We start from the raw sequence: 20,531 nt of genomic DNA, 5'->3' as shown, positions 1-20,531 counted from the left end.
CAGATGCCCGGCGAGATCGGACGCGCGGCCGTGCGGAACCGGGTCGGTGCCGGGTGGGACGGGCCAGCCGAGCACGTCGGCGAGTTGTTCCGGGCCGAGCAGGTCGCTGGCGGCGCTGGCCAGGTGCACGACCGCCCAGCGGCCCTCGTCGACCGCGCGGCCCGCCGCGGCGCCGAGCGGTTTGGTGGCGGCCGGGCCGAACAGCGCGACGAGGACGCCGGCCCGGTCGCCGAGCCGCTCGGGGCCGATCGACCGCAACGCGGCGAGGACGGCGTCGCGCCGGTCGCCGCGGGCACCGGCGAGGCGCGCCGAGCGGAACCCGTCGCCGAGGTCGACGCCGGCGCCGGTGGCCTCCACGCCGGCGGCCGCGACCAGCTCGGCGAGCGCGGTCACCGCTGCGGCCGGATCGGCACCGGCGGGGCCGACGGCGACCGGGAGACCGGACCCGTCGCCGGCCGCCGGTGGACACGGGCCCTCGGGCGAGGGCAGCCACACCGTGAGACCCGCCCCCGCCGCCACGCCACCCGCGAGCCGAACGGACACCCTGAGAATGATGACCGCTGATCACTCCCGGCCGCCAGCCCGTTACGCCGTCGCGGGCACCACAGCCGGGCGGACCGGCGCGCCGCGACGGATCGCCAGCGACAGGACCGCGCCGAGGATCGCCAGCCCGCCGGCCACGTACCAGGCCACCGTGTACTCGCCGAGGCGGTCGCGCACCAGGCCGGCGCCGGTGGCGGCGAGCGCCGCGCCGAACTGGTGCGACGCGAACACCCAGCCGAACACCACCGGCCCGGCCGCGCCGTAGTACTCCCGGCACAGCGCGACCGTCGGCGGCACCGTGGCCACCCAGTCGAGCCCGTAGAAGACGATGAACACCACCATCGGTGCGGCCGAGGCGTTGAACAGCGTCGGCAGGATCAGCAGCGACAGCCCGCGGCCGGCGTAGTACACGCCGAGCAGGATCCGGCTGTCGACCCGGTCGGTCAGCCAACCCGAGACGACCGTGCCCACGATGTCGAAGAGACCGATGAGCGCCAGCAGGCTCGCGGCGGCGGTCGGCGCCATGCCGTGGTCGTGCGCGGCGGGGATGAAATGCGTGCCGACCAGGCCGTTCGTGGTCGCGCCGCAGATCGCGAAGCCGCCGGCGAGCAGCCAGAACGGCCGGGTCTTCGCGGCCGACGTCAACGCGCCGATCGCCCGCCGGGCGGCCCCTTCCTTCATGGGCGGCGGCGGTTCGGGGTCGGCGTCCGCGCCATAAGGGCGCACACCGACATCCGCCGGGTAGTCGCGGAGCCAGATCAGAACCAGGGGGACGACCGCCAGCGCGGCGCCCGAAACGATCAGTGACGCGGTGCGCCAGCCACTGTTCTCGACGACGAGTGCCAGCACGGGCAGGAAGACCAGTTGCCCGGCGGCGCCGGCGGCCGTAAGCACGCCCGTCACCAGGCCGCGCCGCTTGACGAACCACCGCCCGGTGACCGTCGCGACGAACGCCAGCGCCATCGACCCGGTGCCCAGCCCGACCAGCACCCCCCACAGCAGGATCAGCTCGACGCTCGACCGCATCAGCACGGTCAGCCCGCTGCCCGCCGACACCAGCAGCAGCGCGCCGGTGGTGACCCGGCGGACGCCGAAACGGTCCATGAGCGCCGCCGCGAACGGGGCGGTGAGCCCGTACAGGATCAGGTTGACCGACACCGCGGCCGAGATCGTGGCCAGCGGCCAGCCGAACTCCTCGTTCAGCGGGTGCAGCATCACCGACGGGGTGGCCCGGAAACCGGCGGCACCGACCAGCGCCACGAGCGCGACGCCGGCGGCCAGCCAGGCAGGGTGGACTCTTCTCACCCGACCAGTCTTCCGATCATCGGTAACAACCGGGAGTGGCCGACAGGCCATCATGCGCAATAATCGGGCCATGAGTGCTTTTAGCGGTGACGGGCGTCACCGGGTGGCGGTGCTGGCGCTCGACCACGTGGTCGGCCTCGACCTGGGCACCTCGCCCCAGGTCCTGGGCTCGGCCCGCGACCTCGACGGCCGCCGGTACTACCAGGTGCGGGTCTGCACGCCCGGCGGCCGGCCGGTCCGGAGCGCGGCCGGCTTCTCCGTGCTGCCCGACAACGGGTTGGAGCTGCTGGAAGCGGCCGACACGGTGATCGTCCCCGGAATCCACAACGGCCCGGCGCTGCTCGACGGCGTCCTCGATTCCGAGATCGCCGAAGCGCTGAGCCGCGCGCACGGGCGCGGCGCCCGGATCGTCTCGATCTGCACCGGTGCCTTCGTGCTGGCCGCCGCCGGCCTGCTCGACGACCGCCCCGCGGCCACCCACTGGGCGCACGCCGACCGCTTCGCCCGCCTGTTCCCCGCCGTGAAGCTCGACGCCGACGTCCTCTTCGTCGACGACGGCGAGATCCTCACGTCGGCCGGCGTCGCGGCCGGGATCGACCTGTGCCTGCACCTGATCCGCCGCGACCACGGCGCCGAGGTGGCCAACCGCGCGGCCCGGCGCTGCGTCGTCCCGCCGTGGCGCGACGGCGGCCAGGCCCAGTACACCGAGCGGCCGGTGCCGTCGCCGTCGAACGCGGGCACCGCCCGCACGCGGGTGTGGGCGATGGATCACCTCGGCGAACCGCTCACCCTGGACCGGATGGCCGCCCATGCCCGGATGAGCGTGCGGACGTTCACCCGGCACTTCCGCGACGAGACGGGCCTGAGCCCGGCGCAGTGGCTGCTCCAGCACCGCACCGACCGGGCCCGGGAACTGCTGGAGTCGAGCGACCTGAGCGTGGCGCGGATCGCCCGCGACACCGGGTTCGGGAGCGCCGCGGCGCTGCGGCAACGGTTCCACCAGGCGCTGGGCGTGTCGCCGCTCGCCTACCGCCGGACGTTCGCCCCGCGCTGAGTCCCGCGGGTCAGGTCGGTTCCCACACGTCGTCCTCGACCGGGTCCGGCGCGCCGACGCGGGCACCCTCCAACTGCGCCGAGAACGCCAGGCCGAGGAACAGCGCGATCCCGGTGAGGTTGGCCCACAACAGCAACGCCATGATGCCGGTGAGCGCGCCGTAGGTGGCGCCGAACGCGTCGCTGCTGCGCACGTACAACGCGAGCAGGCCGCTGATCAGCCACCAGATCGCGGTGGCCAGGCCGGCGCCGAGCAGCAGCCACGACAGCCCGGGTTGCCGGCGCCGGGGCGCGTGCCGGAACAGCAGGCCGATGCTCACCACGGTCAGGGCCAGGCTCAGCGGCCACCGCGCCCAGCTCCAGACGGCGTGCGCGACGTCGCCCCAGTGGTAGTGCCGCTCGATGGAGTCGCCCACGGCTCCACCGGCGACCAGGAACAGGAAGCCGATCAGCGCCGGCAGGCCGGCGGTGACGCCGAGGATCACCGCGCGGGTGTACTTGGCCAGCGCGGGCCGGTCGCGCTCGACGCCGTAGATGCGGTTGGCGCCGCGCTCGATCTGCGCCATCGCGGTGCTGAGGGCCACCATGCCGGTGATCAGGCCGAGCGCGAGGGCGACCTCACCCGCGTCCTCCGTGCCCTCGTCGCCGCCGAGCAGGTCGGTCACGAGGCTGTCGCTCGCGCCGGGCGTGAGGGCGAGCACGACGTCGGCGACGACCCGGCCGCCCTCCTCGACGCCGAGGTCGCTCGACAGGCCGGTGAGCGCGATGAGGAACGGCACCGTCGCGAGACACAATTGCAGGCCGAGCGCGCGGGAGTGGCTGAACCCGTCGCCGTAGCGGAAGCGGAGGAACGCGTCGCGCACCAACCGCCAGCCGCCGTAGTGGCGCAGGGCGTGCCAGGCGTCGTCGGCCGACAGGTCCTCGTCACCCATCAGTTTGGTCTCGGGGACCCGGCGCGTGCTGCTCACGAGGAGAGACGGTACCCAACAGGGATCTTCCGTGAACGGCCATCGATGGTTGACAATGTCCTCCCATCACCACCGATCGGAGCTGATCGATGACAATCAGACGTCTCCTGGGACTGGCCGCGGTCGCCGCCGCCGCGGCCGTTCCGATCACCGCGATCGCCGCACCCGCCCACGCCGCCGCGCCCGTCGACTACGTCGCCCTCGGTGACTCGTACTCGTCCGGGGTCGGCGCGCCGCCGTACCTGTCCGGCGGCTGCTCCCGCAGCAACAACAGCTACGCCGCGCAGTGGGCGACCACCCACGCCGCGGCGACGTTCGCGTTCCCCGCCTGCGGCGGTGCCACCACCAACGACGTCCTGACGACCCAGGTCGCGTCCGTCACCGCGAACACCGACCTCGTGACGATCACGATCGGCGGCAACGACGTCGGGTTCGGCGACACGATGGTCAACTGCACGATCGGTAGCGACAGCGCCTGCATCAATTCGGTCAACGCGGGGATCACGGCCACGAACACGACGCTGCCGGCCAAGCTCGACGCCACGTACGCGGCGATCCGTTCGCGGGCGCCGTCGGCGCGCGTCGTCGTGCTCGGCTACCCGCGGCTGATCTCGCCGACCGGATCGTGCGGGCTGTTCAACCTCAGCGCCGCCAAGCGCACCGCGCTCAACAACGGCGCCGACATCCTCAGCGGCGTGATCGCGGGGCGGGCCGCCGCGGCCGGCTTCACGTACCTGGACGCGCGCGGCCCGTTCGCCACCCACGGGGCGTGCGGTTCGTCGCCGTGGATCAACCGGTTCAACCTGTTCGCGATCGGCGATTCCTACCACCCGAACACCGCCGGCTACACCCAGGGCTACCTGGCGATGCTGAACTCGGTGGGCGCTCTCGCGCGTCGCCGGTAAAGCGGCCGGTAGTGCCGAATGTGAAGGCCGGGCCCGCCGGCCTTCACATTTCCATAGACAACCATCGGCTACAGTCCGGGCGTCTATCCGGTTGTGCTCCTCGACGAGGGGCCGCGATCTGGGGGTGGCCCGGTGCCTTTCACGAGACGCGTGCGGATGCTCGGCGTGTCCGCCGTCCTGCTCGCCGGCACCGCGCTGGTGGCGTGCGGTTCCGACGACAAACCCACGACGCCCGACCTGGCGGCCCGCGGCACGGCGATGACCACGGTCAAGCCGGAGCGCCGCGACCTGGCCAACAAGGTCAGCCTCACCGGCAAGGTCGTGCTCAACCCGACCTACGGGCTGGTGGCGCCGGTCGACGGCGAGGTGCGCTTCCTCAACGTCCGCCCGCCGACCCGCACGCCGACGAAGGCCACCCGGGTGGCGACCGTCTATGACGACGACGACAAGGCCCACCACATCGAGGTGCCGGCCGGGTCGGGCTTCGCCGGGCGGCTCGTCGACGACCGGGCCACGGTGACCGCCGGCATGCCGGTCGTGTCGGCGAAGTACGCCGGGTACGCGCTGGTGGCCGAGCTCGACGGCGGGCAGGCGTACCAGATCTCCGGTGCGGCCGGCACGGTGATCGCGCAGATCAAGAACGGTCCGGGACCGTTCCCGTGCACGATGCTCGGCACGATCGCGGCGCTGCCGGCCGGCAACGTGCCGGAGGAGCCGGCGCCGTCGACGTCGGCGAGCGCGCCGCCGGTGGTGCGGGAGCCCGGCAACACGCAGAACTCCGAACCCACCGGGCTGCGGCTCACGTGCACCGGCGCGGCCGACATCAAGATGATCAACGGGGCGGCGGCCACGCTGGAGGTGGTCACCCAGTCGGCCAGCAACGTTCTGACGCTGCCGGTCGAGGCGGTCGCCGGCAAGCAGGGCAAGGGCCAGGTCGACGTCGTGGGGCCCGACGGCATGCGGCAGACGCGCGAGGTGGTGCTCGGCCTCACCGACGGCAAGGTCATCGAGATCAAGTCCGGGCTCACCGGCGACGAGATGGTCGCGGTGCCCGGTCCGAACCTGCCGCAGCCGGCTCCGGGCGAGAACGGCCCGCTCGGGCCGGGGACCAAATGACCGGGCCGCTCAATGAGCCGCTCATTGAACTGACCGGCCTCACCAAGACGCTGCGCGGGCAGAAGGAGCCCCGGCCGATCCTCACCGGGGTCGACCTCACCGTCCACGCGGGCGACAGCGTGGCGATCCTCGGCCGGTCCGGTTCGGGCAAGAGCACCCTGCTGAGCCTCATGGGCCTGTTCGACCGGCCCGACGGCGGCCGGTATCTGCTGCACGGCCGCGACATCACGCGGTTGCCCGAGCGGAAGGCGGCCGCGCTGCGCAGCGCCGAGTTCGGGTTCGTGTTCCAGCGGTTCTTCCTGCTCAAGCACCTCACCGCGGCGCAGAACGTGGCCATGGCGCTGGTCAACGGGCAGGGCTGGCTGCCGCGCCGGCGGCGGAAGGCGAAGGTGATGGCGGCGCTGGAGAAGGTGGGCATCGCCAACCTGGCCAAGCATCGGCCGCCCCGGCTGTCCGGTGGCGAGCAGCAGCGGGTCGCGATCGCGCGGGCGCTGGTGCGCGAGCCGCGGGTGCTGCTGGCCGACGAGCCCACCGGTGCCCTCGACACCGAGACGGGCAACCTCGTGGTCTCGACGCTGTACGAAGCCACGGCGCAGGGCTGCGGCCTGATCCTGGTGACCCACGACTGGGACCACGCGCGAAGGATGGACCGGGTGCTGCGTCTCACGAACGGTCGCCTGGCCGAAGTCGACGGGGCCGAATCCGAGCGGACGCAGGAGTTTCCGGCCGGGGTCGGCTCATGATCCGGCTCAGGGGACGGTTCCGGTCCGCGCTGATCATCGGCGGGCAGGGCATCCGGGCCCGCAAACTGCGCACGTTCCTGTCGATGATCAGCCTGTTCATGGGCGTGCTGGCGGTGGTCGTCGTGCAGGCCGCCGCCGAGACGGCCGAGCGGGCGGTGCGGTCCGATCTCGAACTGAACGAGGGACCCGACGGCACGATCGTGATGCAGCTGCCGAACATGAACGGCGCGGTGCCGATCGTCCTCGACCAGGTGCGCGGCAAGACCGGCGTGGTCGCCCAGATCACCGGCCAGGCGATCATCGGCGAGCCGAACGTCGAGCCGGTGAACCCGGGCGCCGGCCCGTTCGAGGACGGCCGGGCGCTCGACTTCGGCGGGCCGCCGTTGACCTGCGACGCCAACGGGTTCTGCACCGTCGACGAGAACGCGCCCCGGCCGACGAAGGGCGCGGCGATAGCGGTCGAGCTGATCGCGGTCACCGGCGACGTGCGCCAGTTCCGCCCGTACCGGCCCGAGACCGGTGCCTGGCTCGACTTCGCGTCGCCGCCGTCGCTGGCGCCGCGTCTCGTGCTCAACCGCGAGGCGGCCGAGGGCTTCGCGATGCACCGGGTGCCGGCCGAGATGCGCGTCGACGGTGCGATCGCCAACACCACGCCCCGGGTGGTCGGCGTGGTGGACGACTCCGGGTTCCAGCCCCGCGCGTACATGCGGGCCGACGAGCTCGTGAACTGGCTGCCCGAGAGCGCGCTGAAGTCCAACAGCGGCCGGGGCTCGTTCTACGACATCCAGGTGATGTTCACGCCGGCGGCGGCCGGCGAGATGACGGCCCTGCGGTCGAAGCTCTCCGGCCTCGGCCTGCCGCCCGACGCCATCTCGGTGCGGACCGTCGACATCGAGAAGCGGCTGGGCAAGCAGATCCAGGTCGTCCGGTACGTGTTCCTCGGGCTGGCGTCGCTGGTGCTGCTGATCGGCGTCGCCGGGATCCTCAACGTGGGCCTCGCGACGGTGGGGGAGCGGGTCGAGGAGTTCGCCCTGCGGCGGGCCGTGGGCATGTCCCGAATACTGCTGGCCGGCATCGTGCTGGCCGAGACCCTGCTCACCGGCTTACTCACCGCGGCGGCCGCGATCGGGCTGTCCGCCGCGGCGATCCCCGTGATCGCAGACCTGATCGGCGACCGCGACCCGACGCTGCGCAACCTCACGTTCCCCTGGGAGGCCGGGGTGGCGGGCGTGATCGCGGGCCTGATCGCCGGCATCCTCGGCGGGCTGATCCCGGCCATCCGGGCCGCCCGCATCCCGATCGCGACGGTGATGCGGGCCTAGAACCGGGCCGACACGGCGTCGTCGAGGAACCGGGTGATGCCGCTGATGCGGTCGCCGGCGCAGGTGAGGACGAGGACGCCGGCCCGCCGTTCCGCGAGGTGGCAGACGAACGCGGGCTGGCCGTTGGCGCGGGTCGGTCGGAGGGACTCCGGGCTGGTGGTCGCGGCCCAGCTCGCCCGGAGGAATGCCCTTACCGCCTCGCGGCCGTGGTACTCGTGCGGGGCGGGCGGCATGGCCAGCCACGCGTCGTCGGTGAGCAGGGCGAGCAGGCGATCGAGGTCACGGTCCACGAAAGCTTCCGCGAAACGGCGGGAGAGTTTCTGCTCGTCCCTTTTGATGGGTTCTTCCATCGGACGCGCGAGCGTGGCGCGGGCGCGCTGCAGCGTCCCCTTGACGGCGACCTCGGTGGTGCCGAGCATCCCGGCGACCTCCGCCGCGCTGTAGCCGAGCACGTCGCGCAGCACCAGCGTGGCCGCCTGCCGCGGTGGCAGGCGCTGCAGGGCGGCGATGAACGCCAACTCCACCGTTTCGCGGCGCGCGGTTCGCGTTTCGGGCGTCTCCGGATACGGCTGCAACCAGGGGACGTCTCCGCGGCGCGTGGGTTCCGGCGGCTCGAACGGCGGCACCGGCTCGACGGGGATCCGGCGCCGGCCGTCGCGGATGGCGTTGAGGCAGCGGTTGGTGGCGATCCGGTACAGCCAGGTGCGCAGGCTCGCTCGGTGGTTGAACGCGGGCAGGCCACGCCAGGCCGCCAGCAGCACCTCCTGCAGCACGTCGTCGGCGTCGGTGAGCGACCCGAGCAGGCGGTAACAGTGCAGGTGCAGCTCGCGGCGGTACGGCTCGACCAGGTCGCCGAACGCGTCAGATCCCGTCACGTCGGACCGTTCCCTTTCCGCGTCGCCCGGTGTCGGTACGTGGTGCAGGCTTTCACACGAAGATCGGAGCAGACATGGACGCATTGCAGGTGGCCCTGGCCTACCACCGGGCCTGGGCGGCCCGGGACCTGGACGCGGCGATGGCCTTCATCGCCGACGACGTGGTGCTCGACGCACCGGCCGGACGCGTCGAGGGCGCCGCCGGATACCGGGCGTTCCTCACGCCGTACCTCGACATGCTGGTCGGCGCCGAAGTGCTGGCGGCCTACGGGGACGCCGACCGGGCCGTGGTCGTGTACGACTCGGCGACGAAGCCGGTGGCCAGCGCCCCGGCCGCGGAGTACGTGACGGTGCGGGACGGCAAAATCACGTACAGCCGCTTCATCTTCGACCGTCTCCCGTTCCACCTGGCCCGCCAGGCCTGATCCTCCGGCGCCGGCCCGATCTTCCGGATCTTGGACTCCCCGAGGGGTTATGGCACCTCGGGCAGTCCAAGATCCGCAAATCGTGGCGGTCAGCCGTCCTCGTCGCCGCCTCCGGTGCCGGCACCGGTGCCGCCGGCGTCGGTGTCCGCTCCGGTTCCGGCCGAGCCGGTGCCGCCGGCGGGCGGGGGTTCGGGGTCGGTCGTGGCCGGGTTGCTGGCCGGGGGCTCGTTGGTCTGGGTGGGCGTGGTGCCCGGGTTCCCGGCCGGGGTGGAGGCGCGGCCGGGCGTCGTGCCGCCACGGGTGCCGGTGGAGGTGGGGCGGCCGTTGGTCGTCTGGGTGCCGGCGGTGGTCGGCACGGTGGTGGTCGTCGGGTTGCCCGGGCCGGACGGGTCGGCGCCGTCGTTGTCACCCGTGAACGCGACGACGGCGGCCAGCGTCGCGCCGGCGAGCACCACCGCGGCGGCGCCGGCCAGGGCGGCCATCCGCTTGCGGGATCCCGACCCGGCCACACCGGCACCGCCCGCGCGCCCGGACCCGCCCGCGCCGCCCATGCCGCCGCCCGCGCCACCGCCCATGCCGCCCGCGCCGCCGGCAACGCCAGCACGGCCTGCACCGCCGCCCGGGCCACCCGGACGGCCGGAGCCGGCCCCGCCGCCGGCCCCGCCGCCGGCCCCGCCGCCGGCCAAGCCGCCGGCCAAGCCCGTCGCGCCGCCCGCGCCGCCGCCAGCCGCGCCGCCGCCCATGCCGCCGGCCGCGCCGCCAGCCGCGCCGCCAGCCGCGGCGCCCGCTGCCAAGCCGGCCGCGCCGCCGGCAGCACCGGCGCCGACCGCCCCGGCGAAGCCGTTCGATCCGTTCGAGATCGGGTCACCCATCACGGTGGTGCCGCCGCGTCGGCCGGATCCGCCGTCGAAGGGAGGGCCGTCGGACGGTGGGCCGGCTGGTGCGCGTCCCGGAGCGAAGCCGCCACCCGGCGGCACCGGCGGCAGGTCGATGGCCGTGCGGGCCATGCCCCCGACCGGTGCGACCGCCGCGACCGCCGTCGTGCCGGCGGCGCCGCGCACCTCGCCGCCGATGGCGACGGCCGCCGCGCGGGCCGCGGCCGCGAACTCCGCCGCGGTCTGGTAGCGGTCGGCCGGGTTCTTCTCCAGCGAGCGCATCACCAGGTGACGGACGGGCTCCGGCGTGTCGCCGGGCAGCGGCGGGACCTCGTCGTTGAGGTGGCGCAGCGCGATCTCCATCGGCGCCTCGCCGTTGAAGGGCGGGACGCCGGACATGCACTGGTACGCCACGGCGCCCAGCGCGTAGATGTCGGTGGTCGGCGCGACCGGCTTGCCGGACACCTGCTCCGGCGCCATGTACAGCACCGTGCCGGGAACGGCGTTCGCCGCGGTGATCGCGGTGATGTCGGCCGACCGGGCCACCCCGAAGTCGACCAGGACGACCGTCCCGTCGGCCTGGACCAGCAGGTTGCCGGGCTTGACGTCGCGGTGGACGACGCCGCCGCCGTGTGCGGCCGCGAGCGCGTCGGCGGCCTGCGCCACCACCGACAGCGTCTCGACGACCGGCAGCCGGCCGTCGGTGGCGATGCGGTGCGACAGCGGTTCGCCGTCGACGTACGCCATCACCAGGTAGGCGGCCGAGCGGCCGTCGAGGTCGCTCTCGCCGAAGTCGTAGACGTCGACGACGTTCGGGTGCCGGAACGCGGCCAGGATGCGCGCCTCGGCCTTGAACCGGGCCAGGAACGCCGCGTCGGTGAGCAGCGCGGGCAGCAGCACCTTGACGGCGACGGTGCGGCCGAGCACCACGTCGGTGGCGCGCCACACCTCGCCCATGCCCCCGCTGGCGAGGAACGCGTCGAGACGGTAGCGGTCGCTGAGGAGTTCTCCGGGGCGCAGCACGTATCGTCCTTACCCCACGGTGGCCCTACCTACGCGCACCGCATCGGTCCGGGGCGACATGCCTCACACCCCACCTAGGTATATCGTTTCTGATATGACGGACGACGGCCTGCCGGTCCTCCCGGGGTTCCGGGAGATGGCGGCCAATCACCTGGTCGCGGAGCTGGTGGCGATGCGGCACGCGGCCGGGCTCTCGCAGAACGACGTCGCCGAGCGGATGGGCACCTCGCAACCGGCGGTCGCGCGGCTCGAGGCCGGACTGGTCGACGCGCGGATGTCGACGGTCCAGCGGTACGCGGCGGCCGTCGGCGCCCGGCTCGAACTCAAGGAACAACGGGGAGACCACCATGCGTAACGATCGCCCGGTACCCGGGCCGCCCGGTGCCGACGGCGTCGCGCCCTGGCTGGCCGAGCGGCTGTTCGACCGGCGGCTGGTGCTGCTCACCGGTCCGCTCACCGGCGGGTCGGCCAGCCAGGCCGCCGCGTCGCTGCTCACCCTCGACGCGCTCGGCACCGAGCCGGTCCAGCTGCACCTGTCGGCGCCGGAGGGCGACCTGAACGCGGCGTTCGCGGTGGTCGACGCGATCGACGCGATGCGGTGCGAGTTGCACGCGACCGTCACCGGCGAGGCCGGTGGGGCCGCCGTCGCGATCCTGGCCGCGGCCCACCGCCGGCTCGCGTACCGGCACGCCCGCATCCGGCTGGCCGAGCCGCGGTCGGCCAGCGTGTCGGGGACGGCCGACGAGGTCGCGTCCGCGGCCGGGCGCTACCTGCGTGAGCTGGAGGAGTTGGCGGTCCGGCTGGCCGAGGTGACCGGGCAGCCGCGGAGCCGCGTCGAGACCGACCTGTCGACGGGCCGGATTCTCACCGCCGCCGAGGCCCTCGACTACGGGCTGGTCGACGAGGTCGTGGGCGGCGTGCGCGGAGAGTGAGCGTCGTACATCGACCGCCGTGGACGACGCGGAGAACCGCTGTCAATGTGCGCCGTTGATATTGAGGACCGGGCGGTGTCAGCATTGTCGGGTGGATGAGGTACCGAAGCCACGCACGCGGCTCCGGACGGGCACCGACGAGGTGCTCGTGCTGGAGAGCTTCCTGTCGTTCCAGGTGACGATCCTGTCCAAGCTGCTCGAGCGGCGGCTGGCCCGGATGCTCAGCGAGCGGTTCGGCCTCGCGGTGGCCGAGTACCGGGTGCTCGCACAGGTCACGATGCGCCCCGGCTGCACCGTCCGTGCCATCGCGGCGCGCACGTACGTCGACAAGGCGCAGGTCAGCCGCGTGGTGGCGGCCCTCGAGGAGCAGGGCCTGGTCACCCGGTCCACCCGGAGCAACGACCGCCGGTCGCCCGAGTTCACGGCGACGCCGGCCGGCCGCGCGCTGATCGGCAGCATCGTGCCGCTGCGCCGGCAGCAGGAGCACGACCTCTGCGAGCACCTCGGCGCGCTGGGCTCCGAGCAACTGGCTGTCGCCGTCCGGTCGCTGATCGGGCTGCTCAGCGAGCCGTCGCGGGAAGCCGAACCCGAGCCGACCGCGATGCAGCGGCGGCGGGCGATCCGCACCGAGCGGGTGGTGCGGTCCCGCGCCAGGGCGGCCGCCCGCGCTCAGGGCTGAGACCTTAGCCACGCGAGTGATCCACGTCGATCGCGGCGGACGCGCGCGCCGCTCGTGCGACGAGCGGCGCACGCGCCACCGGTGGTTACCGGGTGTGACGTGACGGCAGGACGCGTCCCCGTACCTCGCCCAGCGACACGCCGTTCGACGCGGTGGCGCGCAGGACCACCTCGTCGCCGTCTTCGAGGAACGTGCGCTTGCCGGCGCCGGTCGGGATCTCGTCGCGGCCGCCCCAGGACAGTTCCAGCAGCGAGCCCATCTGCTCTCTGGTCGGACCGCTGACCGTGCCGGACGCGAACAGGTCGCCCGTGCGCAGCGTCGCGCCGTTCACGGTCATGTGGGCGAGCTGCTGTGCGGGCGTCCAGTACATCGAGGCGAACGGCGGCCGCGATATCAACGTTCCGTTGATCTCGACCTCCAGGGCCAGGTCGAGGCCCCACGGCGCGGTGCCCGCGTCTTCGAGGTAGGGGAGCAGCGGTTCGGTGCGCGGGGGCGGGGGGACGCGTGCGTCGTCGAGCGCCGCGAGCGGCAGCACCCACGCCGACACCGACGTGGCGAACGACTTGCCGAGGAACGGCCCCAGCGGCACGTACTCCCACGCCTGGATGTCGCGCGCGGACCAGTCGTTCAGCAGCACCACGCCGAACACGTGCCGGTCGAGATCCGCCAGCGGAACCGGTCGGGTCGCCGGCACGCCGACCACGAAACCGACCTCGGCCTCGATGTCGAGCCGGCGCGTCGGTCCGAACGTCGGCACCGGGTCGCCGGGCGCCTTGCGCTGACCATCGGGACGCACGACGTCGGTGCCGCTGACCACCACCGTGCCGGCCCGGCCGTGGTAGCCGATCGGCAGGTGCTTCCAGTTCGGCGTCAGCGGTTCGCCGTCGGGTCGGAAGATGCGGCCCACGTTGGTGGCGTGGTGCTCCGACGAATAGAAATCCACGTAGTCGGCCACGTCGAAGGGCAAATGCGGGGTGACGTCGGAGAGCGCGATCAACGGTTCGTTGAGAACCCATTCACGGGCGTCGTCGCGTACCTCGGCCCACACCTCGGGGCCGGCCGCCATCAGGGGATTGAGCACGGGACCCGCGACCAGATCGGCGTACGGGCGGCGGTGCGCCGCGGCCGTCCCGGAAAGGTCGAGAACCGAATCATCGACCCGCACGCCGATGCGCGGCCGTCCGTCCCCGACCGAGAACGCGCCGTAGGAAAGGGCTTTCTCAGCCACGGCCACCGACCCACGTCCACGCGTACTTTCCGTCGTCGCTGGCGCGGCCGCCCTCGCCGAGTTCGAGCGGGCGGAACGTGTCGACCATGACGGCGAGTTCGTCGAAGAAGTCGACGCCGACGCTGCGCTCGTACGCGCCCGGCTGCGGGCCGTGCGGGTGGCCGCCCGGGTGCAGCGACACCGAGCCCTGCGCGATGCCGGAGCCCTTGCGCGCCTCGTAGTTGCCGCCGCAGTAGAACATGACCTCGTCACTGTCCACATTGGAGTGGTAGTACGGCACCGGGATCGACAGCGGGTGGTAGTCGACCTTCCGGGGAACGAACGCGCAGATGACGAAGTTCGTGCTCTCGAACACCTGGTGCACCGGCGGCGGCTGGTGCACGCGTCCGGTGATCGGCTCGAAGTCGCTGACGTTGAACGTGTACGGGTACAGGCAGCCGTCCCAGCCGACGACGTCGAACGGGTGCTTCGGGTAGAGAAAGCGCGTTCCCGTGACGCCGGCGGCGGTGCGGTGCTTGACGAACACCTCGACGTCGTCGCCCTCGGCCATCATCGGTTCCGTGGGGCCGTGCAGGTCGCGCTCGCAGTACGGGGAGTGCTCCAGCAACTGGCCGTACTTCGACAGGTATCGCTTGGGCGGCGAGATGTGCGTCGACGACTCGATGCAGTACGCCTTGAACGGCTCGCCGTCGGTGGGGATCCAGCGGTGGGTCGTGTTGCGTGGCAGCACCACGAAGTCGCCCGTCGTCACGGGTAGCGAGCCGAAGAGCGTCTCGACGACGCCGTCGCCCTTCTCGACGTAGACGCACTCGTCGCCGATCGCGTTGCGGTACAAGGCCGACGGCGTGCCGGCGACCACATAGGACAGTCGCACGTCGGCGTTGCCGAGCACCAGGCGCCGGCCGGTGACGACGTCGGTGCCCTTCCAATCGTCGGTGCCGAACAGCTTCGGCAGCTGGAAGTGGCGCGGCTGCAGGGGATGGTTGGGCACGGTCGCGACGTCGGGCGGCTGCCACGGCTGGGCGTCGACGATCGCGGACGGGATGTTGACGTGGTACAGCAGCGACGAGTCGGACGAGAAGCCCTCCTCGCCCATCAGTTCCTCGTAGCGGAGCGTTCCCTCGGGCCCGCGGTGCTGGGTGTGCCGCTTGGGCGGGACGCTGCCGACCTGACGGTAGTAGGCCATGCCCGCAGCCTACGGTGAGCACATGACGCACGCGACCGTGAACGGTGTTCCCGCTTCGGCGGACGACCTGGTGCCCCTGGCGTTCGCCGGATACGGGCACTACACGTCCATGCAGATGAGGGCCGGGCGGGTGCGCGGGTTCGGCTTCCACCTCGACCGGCTGCGGGTGGCGTCGCTGGAGCTGTTCGGCGTCGCGGTTCCGGACGAGCGGGTGCGGGAGTGCGTCCGCGCCACCGTGACGGGCGACGCGTCCGTGGTCGTGCACATGTTCGTCGGCGACTGGGCGGCCTTCGAGGCCGGGCGGCCGGTGGAGCCGTCGGTGCTGGTCCGGACCCGCGCTCCGGCGGAGCCGTCGGAGACGCCCGTACGGGTGCGTACGGCGCGGTTCGGCCGGTACCTGCCCCACATCAAGAACGCCGCGACGATGGGCCTCGTCCACCACCACCGTCACGCCGTGATCGACGGCTACGACGACGCCCTGTTCGTCGACGACGACGGGGTGATCTCCGAGGGTTCGGCCTGGAACGTCCTGTTCCTCGACGCCGACGGCACGACGGTGTTCCCGGTCGCGCCGATGCTGCTGGGAACCATGCTCCAGATGATCCGGACCCGGTTCACCGGGCCGGTGACGGACCGCGCGGTGGGCGTAATAAATCTCCCGGATCTGCGTGGCGCCGCGCTGACGAATTCCATCAACCCCGCGCGGCCCATCTCCGCTGTCGACGGCCGCGAGTTTCCCGTGGACGACGAGTGGCTCGGGCGCCTCCGTGCCGCGTACGCCGACAATGTTCCCGAGGCCGTGTAGAAATCCGGCTGCCCCGTTCGACGCGGTATTGAAGGCCTGCCGATGAGGGAGAAATCGCAATGAACTGGACACTGGAAGTGGTGCACGTGCCGGTCTCGGACGTCGACCGGGCGCTCGGGTTCTACGTCGACAAGCTGGGCTTCGTGGTCGACCACGACACGCACGCCGGGTCGATGCGGTTCGCGCAGCTGACGCCGCCCGGATCGGGGTGCTCGATCGTGGTCGGCATGTCGCAGATGGAGCCGGGGTCGCTGCACGGGACGCAGCTGGTGGTCAACGACGTGCGGAAGGCGCGCGCCATCCTGGTGGAGCGCGGCGTCGACTGCGGCGAGGTGCAGTACGCGAGCCGGGAGGGCGGCATGCGATCGGCTCAGGACGGCGACGACCTGAACAACTCGGGCTTCCTCTTCCTGACCGACCCGGACGGCAACAGCTGGGCGGTCCAGCAGATCACCGCGCGCTCGTAGCGTCAGTGCAGCTGCTCGACCTCCAGTTCGCCCTTGGCGTAGGTGGACTGGAGTTCCTTCTTGTTGAACTTGCCGACGCTCGTCTTCGGCACGGCCTCGATGAAGGACCAGCGTTCGGGCAGCTGCCACTTCGCCACCCGGCCGGCGAGGAACTCCTTCAGCTCGGCGGCGGTGATCGTCTCCCCGGGGGCGACCACCACCGTCGCGAGGGGACGTTCGCCCCACTTCTCGTCGGGGACCGCGACCACGCACGCCTCCGCGACGGACGGGTGCTCCATCAGGTGGTTCTCCAGTTCGAGCGAGCTGATCCACTCGCCGCCGGACTTGATGACGTCCTTGGCCCGGTCGGTGAGCGTGATGAAGCCCTCGGCGGTGAGCTTGCCGACGTCGCCGGTGCGCAGCCATCCGTCGCGGAACTTTTCCGGGTCGCTCTCCCGGTCGCCGATGTAGGTGCCGGTGACCCACGGGCCGCGCACCTCGAGCTCGCCGACCGCCTCGCCGTCGTTCGGCATCACCTCGCCGGCCGGGCCGACGATGCGCGCCTCCACCGACGCCGGCACGCGGCCCTGCGTGTACCGGTACGCCCACTGCTCGCTCTGGCTCACGCCGGCGGGGGCGCGGGCCACCGAGCCGAGCGGCGACGTCTCGGTCATGCCCCAGGCGTGGATGACCTCGATGCCGTGCCGCTCCGACAGCGCGTGCATCAGGGCCGGCGGGCACACCGAGCCGCCGATGATGACCTCCTTCAGGGAGGACGTGTCGGTGGGGTTCGCGTCGATGTGGCGCAGCAGGTCGGCGAAGATGGTCGGCACGGCGCCGGCGAGGTTGGGCTTCTCGGTCGCGATCATCTGGGCGATCGGCTCCGCCTGGAGGAACCGGTCGGTCATGACGAGCGACGCGCCGCTCATGAACGCCGCGTACGGCAGGCCCCAGGCCATCGCGTGGAACATCGGGACGATGCACAGCTCGCGGATCGACGGGTTGAGCCCGAACGTCTCCGCCGAGCACACCTGCAACGAGTGCAGGTAGATGGAGCGGTGCGAGTAGGCGACGCCCTTCGGGTTTCCGGTGGTGCCCGACGTGTAGCACAGCGCGGCGGCGTCGTTCTCGTCGACGTCGGGCCAGTCGTAGGTGTCCGCCCGTCCGGCCAGGAGCTCGTTCCAGCGGTGCACGGTGACGCCGTCGAGCGCGGCCGGGTCGCCGCCCTCGCCGACGATGACGACATGCTCCACTGTGGACAGATGCGGCAGGACCTTGGCCAGCAACGGGACCAGCGTGTCGCTGACGATGACGATCCGGTCTTCGGCGTGGTTGGCGATGTAGGCGATCTGGTCGGGGAACAGGCGCAGGTTGAGCGTGTGCAGCACGGCGCCCATGCTCGGTACGGCCAGGTAGGTGGTGAGGTGCTCGGAGTTGTTCCACATGAGGGTGGCGACGCGCTGGTCGCCGGTGACGCCGAGCTCGTCACGGAGCGCGTTCGCCAACCGGGCGGCGTCGCGTCCGACGTCGGCGAAGGACGAGCGACGGGACGCACCGGGCGTTCCGGTCCAGGTGACGACCTCCGAGCCCCCGTGCACGGTGCTGCCGTGACGCAGGATGCGGGAGACCTGTAACGGCAGTGTCATCATCGTGCTACGCATGACGAAACGTTAAAGCACCATCCGGCGCGAGGGAAGCAAGGAAAACCGCGGCCGCGCACTCCGGCTAGCCCCACCATGGGGTGGGGCAGACCCCACCTCACACCAGCAGGTCTGCCGGATCGATCTCAATCGTTGCTCTCCGTAGCTTTTGGAGCATGGCGGAAATCAAGGGGATCGCGGCCCGCACGGCGGGCTGGAGCATGCGTCACCGGGCGCTGGCGGTGATCGGCTGGCTCGTGTTCGTGGCGGGAACGGTGGTGCTGAGCGGGATGCTCGGCACGATCGACGACGAGACGGGCGGTAACCACGGCGAGACGGCCCGCGCCGAGAAGCTGATCGAGGCGGCGAACTTCCCCGAGCGGTCCGGCGAGATGGTGCTGGTGCGGGCGGGCGGCCGCACGATCGACGACCCGGAGATCCAGGCGGCGCTCGCCGAGCTCACCCGGTCGCTCGACGCCACCGGGGTCGCCCTCGACCGGTCCGAGCCGCTGGCGTCGGCCGACCGCACCGCCGCGCTGGTCACGTTCGACCTGGCGAACGCCGACGACGTCGACCAGACGCTCGCCGCGGTCGCCGCGGTGCAGAAGGCGCACCCGTCGCTCACCGTGGCCGAGGCCGGCGATGCCAGCGGCGACAAGTTCATCGGCGAGGAGCTCGACCGGATCCTCAACAAGGTGGGGATCGCGTCGCTGGCCGTCACGTTCGGGATCCTGCTGGTGGCGTTCGGGGCCGTGGTCGCCGCGCTGCTGCCGGTCGGTCTCGCGATCACCGCGGTCATCGCGGCGATGGGCCTGGTGGCGGTCGCCAGCCGGGCGGCGCCGCTGAGCGACACCACGCCGCACGTGATGCTGCTGATCGGGCTCGCGGTCGGCGTCGACTACTGCCTGTTCTACATCCGCCGGGAGCGCGAGGAACGGGCCCGCGGCAACGACAAGGACCGTGCGCTGCTGATCGCCGCGCAGACGTCCGGCCGCTCGATCTGGATCTCCGGCCTCACCGTGATGACCGCGATGGCCGGCCTGCTGTTCACCGGCGACGTCACGTTCGTCAGCATCGGCATCGGCACCATCCTGGTCGTGGCCACGGCCGTGCTGGGCTCACTCACGGTGCTGCCGGCCCTGCTGTCGCTGCTCGGCGACAAGATCAACGCCGGCCGGCTCCGCCGTCGCAAGGCGACCCACAGCGCCCGGTCGACCGGACGCGCATGGCGGGCGGTGCTCGCGGTGGTGCTGCGGCGTCCCCTCGTCTCCGCGCTGCTCGCCGCGGTGGCCCTCGGCGCCCTCGCGATGCCGGCGCTGCGCCTGAACATCCAGGGCGAGGGCCTCAACGACTTCGGCGACACGATCCCGACGATCAACACGCTGCGCGACATCCAGGCCGCCTACCCGGGCGGTGCCGAGCCGGCGCAGGTCGTGGTCGCCGCCGACGACGTCACCGCCGCGCCGGTCACGGCCGCGATCGAGCGGTTCCGCGCCGAGGCGGTCGCGACGGGTCAACTGCACGAGCCGATCTCGGTGGTGATCAGCCCCGATCGGAGCGTCGCGATCGTCTCGGTCGGGCTGTCGGGCTCCGGGACGGACTCGGCGACGGAGAAGGCCCTGAAGGTGCTCCGCGGCACGGTGATCCCGAAGGTGTTCGACGAGGTGCCGTCGGTCTCCGACGTGGCCGTGAGCGGCGAGGCGGCCGGCTCCTACGACTTCAACCGGTCGCTGCACAAGAGCATGCCGCTGGTGTTCCTGTTCGTGCTCGGCCTGACGTTCGTGCTGGTGCTGCTGTCGTTCCGGTCGGTGGTGCTCGCGGCGACCACGATCGTGCTGAACCTGCTGTCGGTGGCGGCCGCGTACGGCGTCCTGGTGCTGATCTTCCAGGACGGCCACGGCTCGCGGGTGCTCGACTTCGAGCCGAGCGGCGGGATCACCGACTGGCTGCCGCTGATGCTGTTCGTGATCCTGTTCGGGCTGTCGATGGACTACCACGTGTTCGTGCTGTCGCGGATCCGCGAGGGCTACGACCGGGGCCTGACCACCCGGCAGGCGGTCGCCGACGGCATCGCCGGCACCGCGGGCGCCATCACCAGCGCGGCGGTCGTGATGGTGGGCGTGTTCGGGCTGTTCGCCCTCATGCCGCTCACCTCGATGAAGCAGATCGGCGTCGGCCTGTCGGTGGCGGTGCTCCTCGACGCGACGCTGATCCGGGCGATCCTGCTGCCGGCGGTGATGGCGCTGCTGGGCAAGGCGAACTGGTACCTGCCGCGCTGGCTGGGCTGGCTGCCCCGGATCGAGCACGGCCCCGCGTCGTCGCCGGCCGCGCCGCTGCCGCCGACCCAGCCGACCGCCGAGCCGGCCGGGGTGGGCGCCCCCCGCTGATTTCCGCGAGCGCCTGTTTGGAAAGGGGGGTCGAGCCGAGGCGAGGTCCAGGCGGCGATCCGGCAAGGCGCGGCT

20 protein-coding genes are annotated in these 20,531 nt (G+C 72.3%); 13 read left to right on the top strand and 7 right to left on the bottom strand.

Annotation, left to right across the window (positions count from 1 at the left end):
- Positions 1–3: 3 nt before the first annotated feature.
- Complete coding sequence (locus tag Vau01_RS13130) at positions 4–564, top strand: hypothetical protein (protein ID WP_203991490.1); 561 nt, start codon at positions 4–6, stop codon at positions 562–564.
- Between the two features lie 21 nt (positions 565–585).
- Here the strand turns inward: Vau01_RS13130 and Vau01_RS13125 are convergent, their stop codons facing one another.
- Positions 586–1,899 (bottom strand): MFS transporter, encoded by a 1,314-nt coding sequence (locus Vau01_RS13125; protein WP_203991488.1) that lies wholly within the window; start codon positions 1,897–1,899, stop codon positions 586–588.
- Position 1,900: 1 nt separating this feature from the next.
- Here Vau01_RS13125 and Vau01_RS13120 point away from each other — a divergent pair, with 1 nt between their 5' ends.
- A complete protein-coding gene (locus tag Vau01_RS13120) occupies positions 1,901–2,902 on the top strand; it encodes a GlxA family transcriptional regulator (protein ID WP_203991485.1) in 1,002 nt (333 codons plus the stop codon).
- A gap of 10 nt (positions 2,903–2,912) precedes the next feature.
- Here the strand turns inward: Vau01_RS13120 and Vau01_RS13115 are convergent, their stop codons facing one another.
- Entirely contained in the window at positions 2,913–3,869 is a 957-nt protein-coding gene (locus tag Vau01_RS13115; RefSeq protein ID WP_203991482.1) for a YihY/virulence factor BrkB family protein, read from the bottom strand.
- A gap of 89 nt (positions 3,870–3,958) precedes the next feature.
- On the opposite strand from Vau01_RS13115, the gene Vau01_RS13110 reads away from it, so the two are divergent.
- From Vau01_RS13110 to Vau01_RS13095, 4 genes are all read left to right on the top strand, one after another.
- Positions 3,959–4,774 (top strand): SGNH/GDSL hydrolase family protein, encoded by an 816-nt coding sequence (locus Vau01_RS13110; protein WP_203991479.1) that lies wholly within the window; start codon positions 3,959–3,961, stop codon positions 4,772–4,774.
- 132 nt (positions 4,775–4,906) lie between these two features.
- Positions 4,907–5,890, top strand: a complete 984-nt coding sequence (locus Vau01_RS13105; protein WP_239151554.1) for an efflux RND transporter periplasmic adaptor subunit — start codon at positions 4,907–4,909, stop codon at positions 5,888–5,890.
- Positions 5,887–6,633: an ABC transporter ATP-binding protein gene (locus Vau01_RS13100; protein WP_203991478.1), complete on the top strand. Its 747-nt coding sequence runs from the start codon at positions 5,887–5,889 to the stop codon at positions 6,631–6,633. The genes Vau01_RS13105 and Vau01_RS13100 overlap by 4 nt, the downstream gene beginning before the upstream one ends.
- Positions 6,630–7,955, top strand: coding sequence for an ABC transporter permease (locus tag Vau01_RS13095; RefSeq protein WP_203991476.1), 1,326 nt, complete (start codon positions 6,630–6,632; stop codon positions 7,953–7,955). The genes Vau01_RS13100 and Vau01_RS13095 overlap by 4 nt, the downstream gene beginning before the upstream one ends.
- Here the strand turns inward: Vau01_RS13095 and Vau01_RS13090 are convergent.
- Positions 7,952–8,878 (bottom strand): RNA polymerase subunit sigma-70, encoded by a 927-nt coding sequence (locus Vau01_RS13090; RefSeq protein ID WP_373320234.1) that lies wholly within the window; start codon positions 8,876–8,878, stop codon positions 7,952–7,954. The genes Vau01_RS13095 and Vau01_RS13090 overlap by 4 nt on opposite strands.
- A gap of 26 nt (positions 8,879–8,904) precedes the next feature.
- On the opposite strand from Vau01_RS13090, the gene Vau01_RS13085 reads away from it, so the two are divergent.
- Positions 8,905–9,255 carry a nuclear transport factor 2 family protein gene (locus tag Vau01_RS13085; RefSeq protein WP_203991472.1) on the top strand — a complete coding sequence of 117 codons (351 nt, stop codon included), beginning with the start codon at positions 8,905–8,907 and terminating at the stop codon, positions 9,253–9,255.
- Positions 9,256–9,344: 89 nt separating this feature from the next.
- Here the strand turns inward: Vau01_RS13085 and Vau01_RS65225 are convergent, their stop codons facing one another.
- The gene (locus Vau01_RS65225; protein WP_239151552.1) at positions 9,345–11,153 is read right to left on the bottom strand and encodes a serine/threonine-protein kinase; all 1,809 of its coding nucleotides are present in this window, start codon (positions 11,151–11,153) and stop codon (positions 9,345–9,347) included.
- A gap of 94 nt (positions 11,154–11,247) precedes the next feature.
- On the opposite strand from Vau01_RS65225, the gene Vau01_RS13075 reads away from it, so the two are divergent.
- The 3 genes from Vau01_RS13075 (at position 11,248) to Vau01_RS13065 (ending at position 12,764) form a co-directional block, all read left to right on the top strand.
- Positions 11,248–11,508, top strand: a complete 261-nt coding sequence (locus Vau01_RS13075; RefSeq protein ID WP_203991470.1) for a helix-turn-helix domain-containing protein — start codon at positions 11,248–11,250, stop codon at positions 11,506–11,508.
- Complete coding sequence (locus Vau01_RS13070) at positions 11,501–12,085, top strand: ATP-dependent Clp protease proteolytic subunit (protein WP_203991468.1); 585 nt, start codon at positions 11,501–11,503, stop codon at positions 12,083–12,085. Before Vau01_RS13075 ends, Vau01_RS13070 begins: the two co-directional genes overlap by 8 nt.
- A gap of 91 nt (positions 12,086–12,176) precedes the next feature.
- Positions 12,177–12,764, top strand: coding sequence for a MarR family winged helix-turn-helix transcriptional regulator (locus Vau01_RS13065; protein ID WP_203991465.1), 588 nt, complete (start codon positions 12,177–12,179; stop codon positions 12,762–12,764).
- An 85-nt stretch (positions 12,765–12,849) separates the two neighbouring features.
- Here the strand turns inward: Vau01_RS13065 and fahA are convergent, their stop codons facing one another.
- Together fahA and Vau01_RS13055 are read right to left on the bottom strand one after the other, a co-directional pair.
- The gene (fahA, locus tag Vau01_RS13060; RefSeq protein WP_239151551.1) at positions 12,850–13,992 is read right to left on the bottom strand and encodes a fumarylacetoacetase; all 1,143 of its coding nucleotides are present in this window, start codon (positions 13,990–13,992) and stop codon (positions 12,850–12,852) included.
- A complete protein-coding gene (locus Vau01_RS13055) occupies positions 13,985–15,178 on the bottom strand; it encodes a homogentisate 1,2-dioxygenase (RefSeq protein WP_203991460.1) in 1,194 nt (397 codons plus the stop codon). The genes fahA and Vau01_RS13055 overlap by 8 nt, the downstream gene beginning before the upstream one ends.
- A gap of 22 nt (positions 15,179–15,200) precedes the next feature.
- On the opposite strand from Vau01_RS13055, the gene Vau01_RS13050 reads away from it, so the two are divergent.
- Positions 15,201–15,983, top strand: coding sequence for an aminotransferase class IV (locus Vau01_RS13050; RefSeq protein WP_203991457.1), 783 nt, complete (start codon positions 15,201–15,203; stop codon positions 15,981–15,983).
- 59 nt (positions 15,984–16,042) lie between these two features.
- The gene (locus tag Vau01_RS13045; protein WP_203991454.1) at positions 16,043–16,450 is read left to right on the top strand and encodes a VOC family protein; all 408 of its coding nucleotides are present in this window, start codon (positions 16,043–16,045) and stop codon (positions 16,448–16,450) included.
- 2 nt (positions 16,451–16,452) lie between these two features.
- Here the strand turns inward: Vau01_RS13045 and Vau01_RS13040 are convergent, their stop codons facing one another.
- Entirely contained in the window at positions 16,453–18,075 is a 1,623-nt protein-coding gene (locus Vau01_RS13040; RefSeq protein WP_203991679.1) for a fatty acid--CoA ligase, read from the bottom strand.
- A gap of 170 nt (positions 18,076–18,245) precedes the next feature.
- Between Vau01_RS13040 and Vau01_RS13035 the strand changes: the two genes are divergently transcribed.
- Positions 18,246–20,456, top strand: coding sequence for an MMPL family transporter (locus tag Vau01_RS13035; protein WP_203991450.1), 2,211 nt, complete (start codon positions 18,246–18,248; stop codon positions 20,454–20,456).
- Positions 20,457–20,531: the final 75 nt, after the last annotated feature.

Source organism: Virgisporangium aurantiacum (genome assembly GCF_016863635.1).
GTDB lineage: Bacteria > Actinomycetota > Actinomycetes > Mycobacteriales > Micromonosporaceae > Virgisporangium > Virgisporangium aurantiacum.
The sequence above is the reverse complement of the archived record's forward strand: the minus strand, read 5'-3'. Positions and strand labels throughout refer to the sequence as shown.

Coding starts and splice junctions, on each gene's coding strand:
- Vau01_RS13130 (WP_203991490.1), top strand. CDS start 4: ATGCCCGGCGAGATCGGACGCGCGGCCGTGCGGAACCGGGTCGGTGCC.
- Vau01_RS13125 (WP_203991488.1), bottom strand. CDS start 1,899: ATGGCCTGTCGGCCACTCCCGGTTGTTACCGATGATCGGAAGACTGGT.
- Vau01_RS13120 (WP_203991485.1), top strand. CDS start 1,901: ATGCGCAATAATCGGGCCATGAGTGCTTTTAGCGGTGACGGGCGTCAC.
- Vau01_RS13110 (WP_203991479.1), top strand. CDS start 3,959: ATGACAATCAGACGTCTCCTGGGACTGGCCGCGGTCGCCGCCGCCGCG.
- Vau01_RS13100 (WP_203991478.1), top strand. CDS start 5,887: ATGACCGGGCCGCTCAATGAGCCGCTCATTGAACTGACCGGCCTCACC.
- Vau01_RS13095 (WP_203991476.1), top strand. CDS start 6,630: ATGATCCGGCTCAGGGGACGGTTCCGGTCCGCGCTGATCATCGGCGGG.
- Vau01_RS13085 (WP_203991472.1), top strand. CDS start 8,905: ATGGACGCATTGCAGGTGGCCCTGGCCTACCACCGGGCCTGGGCGGCC.
- Vau01_RS13075 (WP_203991470.1), top strand. CDS start 11,248: ATGACGGACGACGGCCTGCCGGTCCTCCCGGGGTTCCGGGAGATGGCG.
- Vau01_RS13070 (WP_203991468.1), top strand. CDS start 11,501: ATGCGTAACGATCGCCCGGTACCCGGGCCGCCCGGTGCCGACGGCGTC.
- Vau01_RS13055 (WP_203991460.1), bottom strand. CDS start 15,178: ATGGCCTACTACCGTCAGGTCGGCAGCGTCCCGCCCAAGCGGCACACC.
- Vau01_RS13050 (WP_203991457.1), top strand. CDS start 15,201: ATGACGCACGCGACCGTGAACGGTGTTCCCGCTTCGGCGGACGACCTG.
- Vau01_RS13045 (WP_203991454.1), top strand. CDS start 16,043: ATGAACTGGACACTGGAAGTGGTGCACGTGCCGGTCTCGGACGTCGAC.
- Vau01_RS13040 (WP_203991679.1), bottom strand. CDS start 18,075: ATGACACTGCCGTTACAGGTCTCCCGCATCCTGCGTCACGGCAGCACC.
- Vau01_RS13035 (WP_203991450.1), top strand. CDS start 18,246: ATGGCGGAAATCAAGGGGATCGCGGCCCGCACGGCGGGCTGGAGCATG.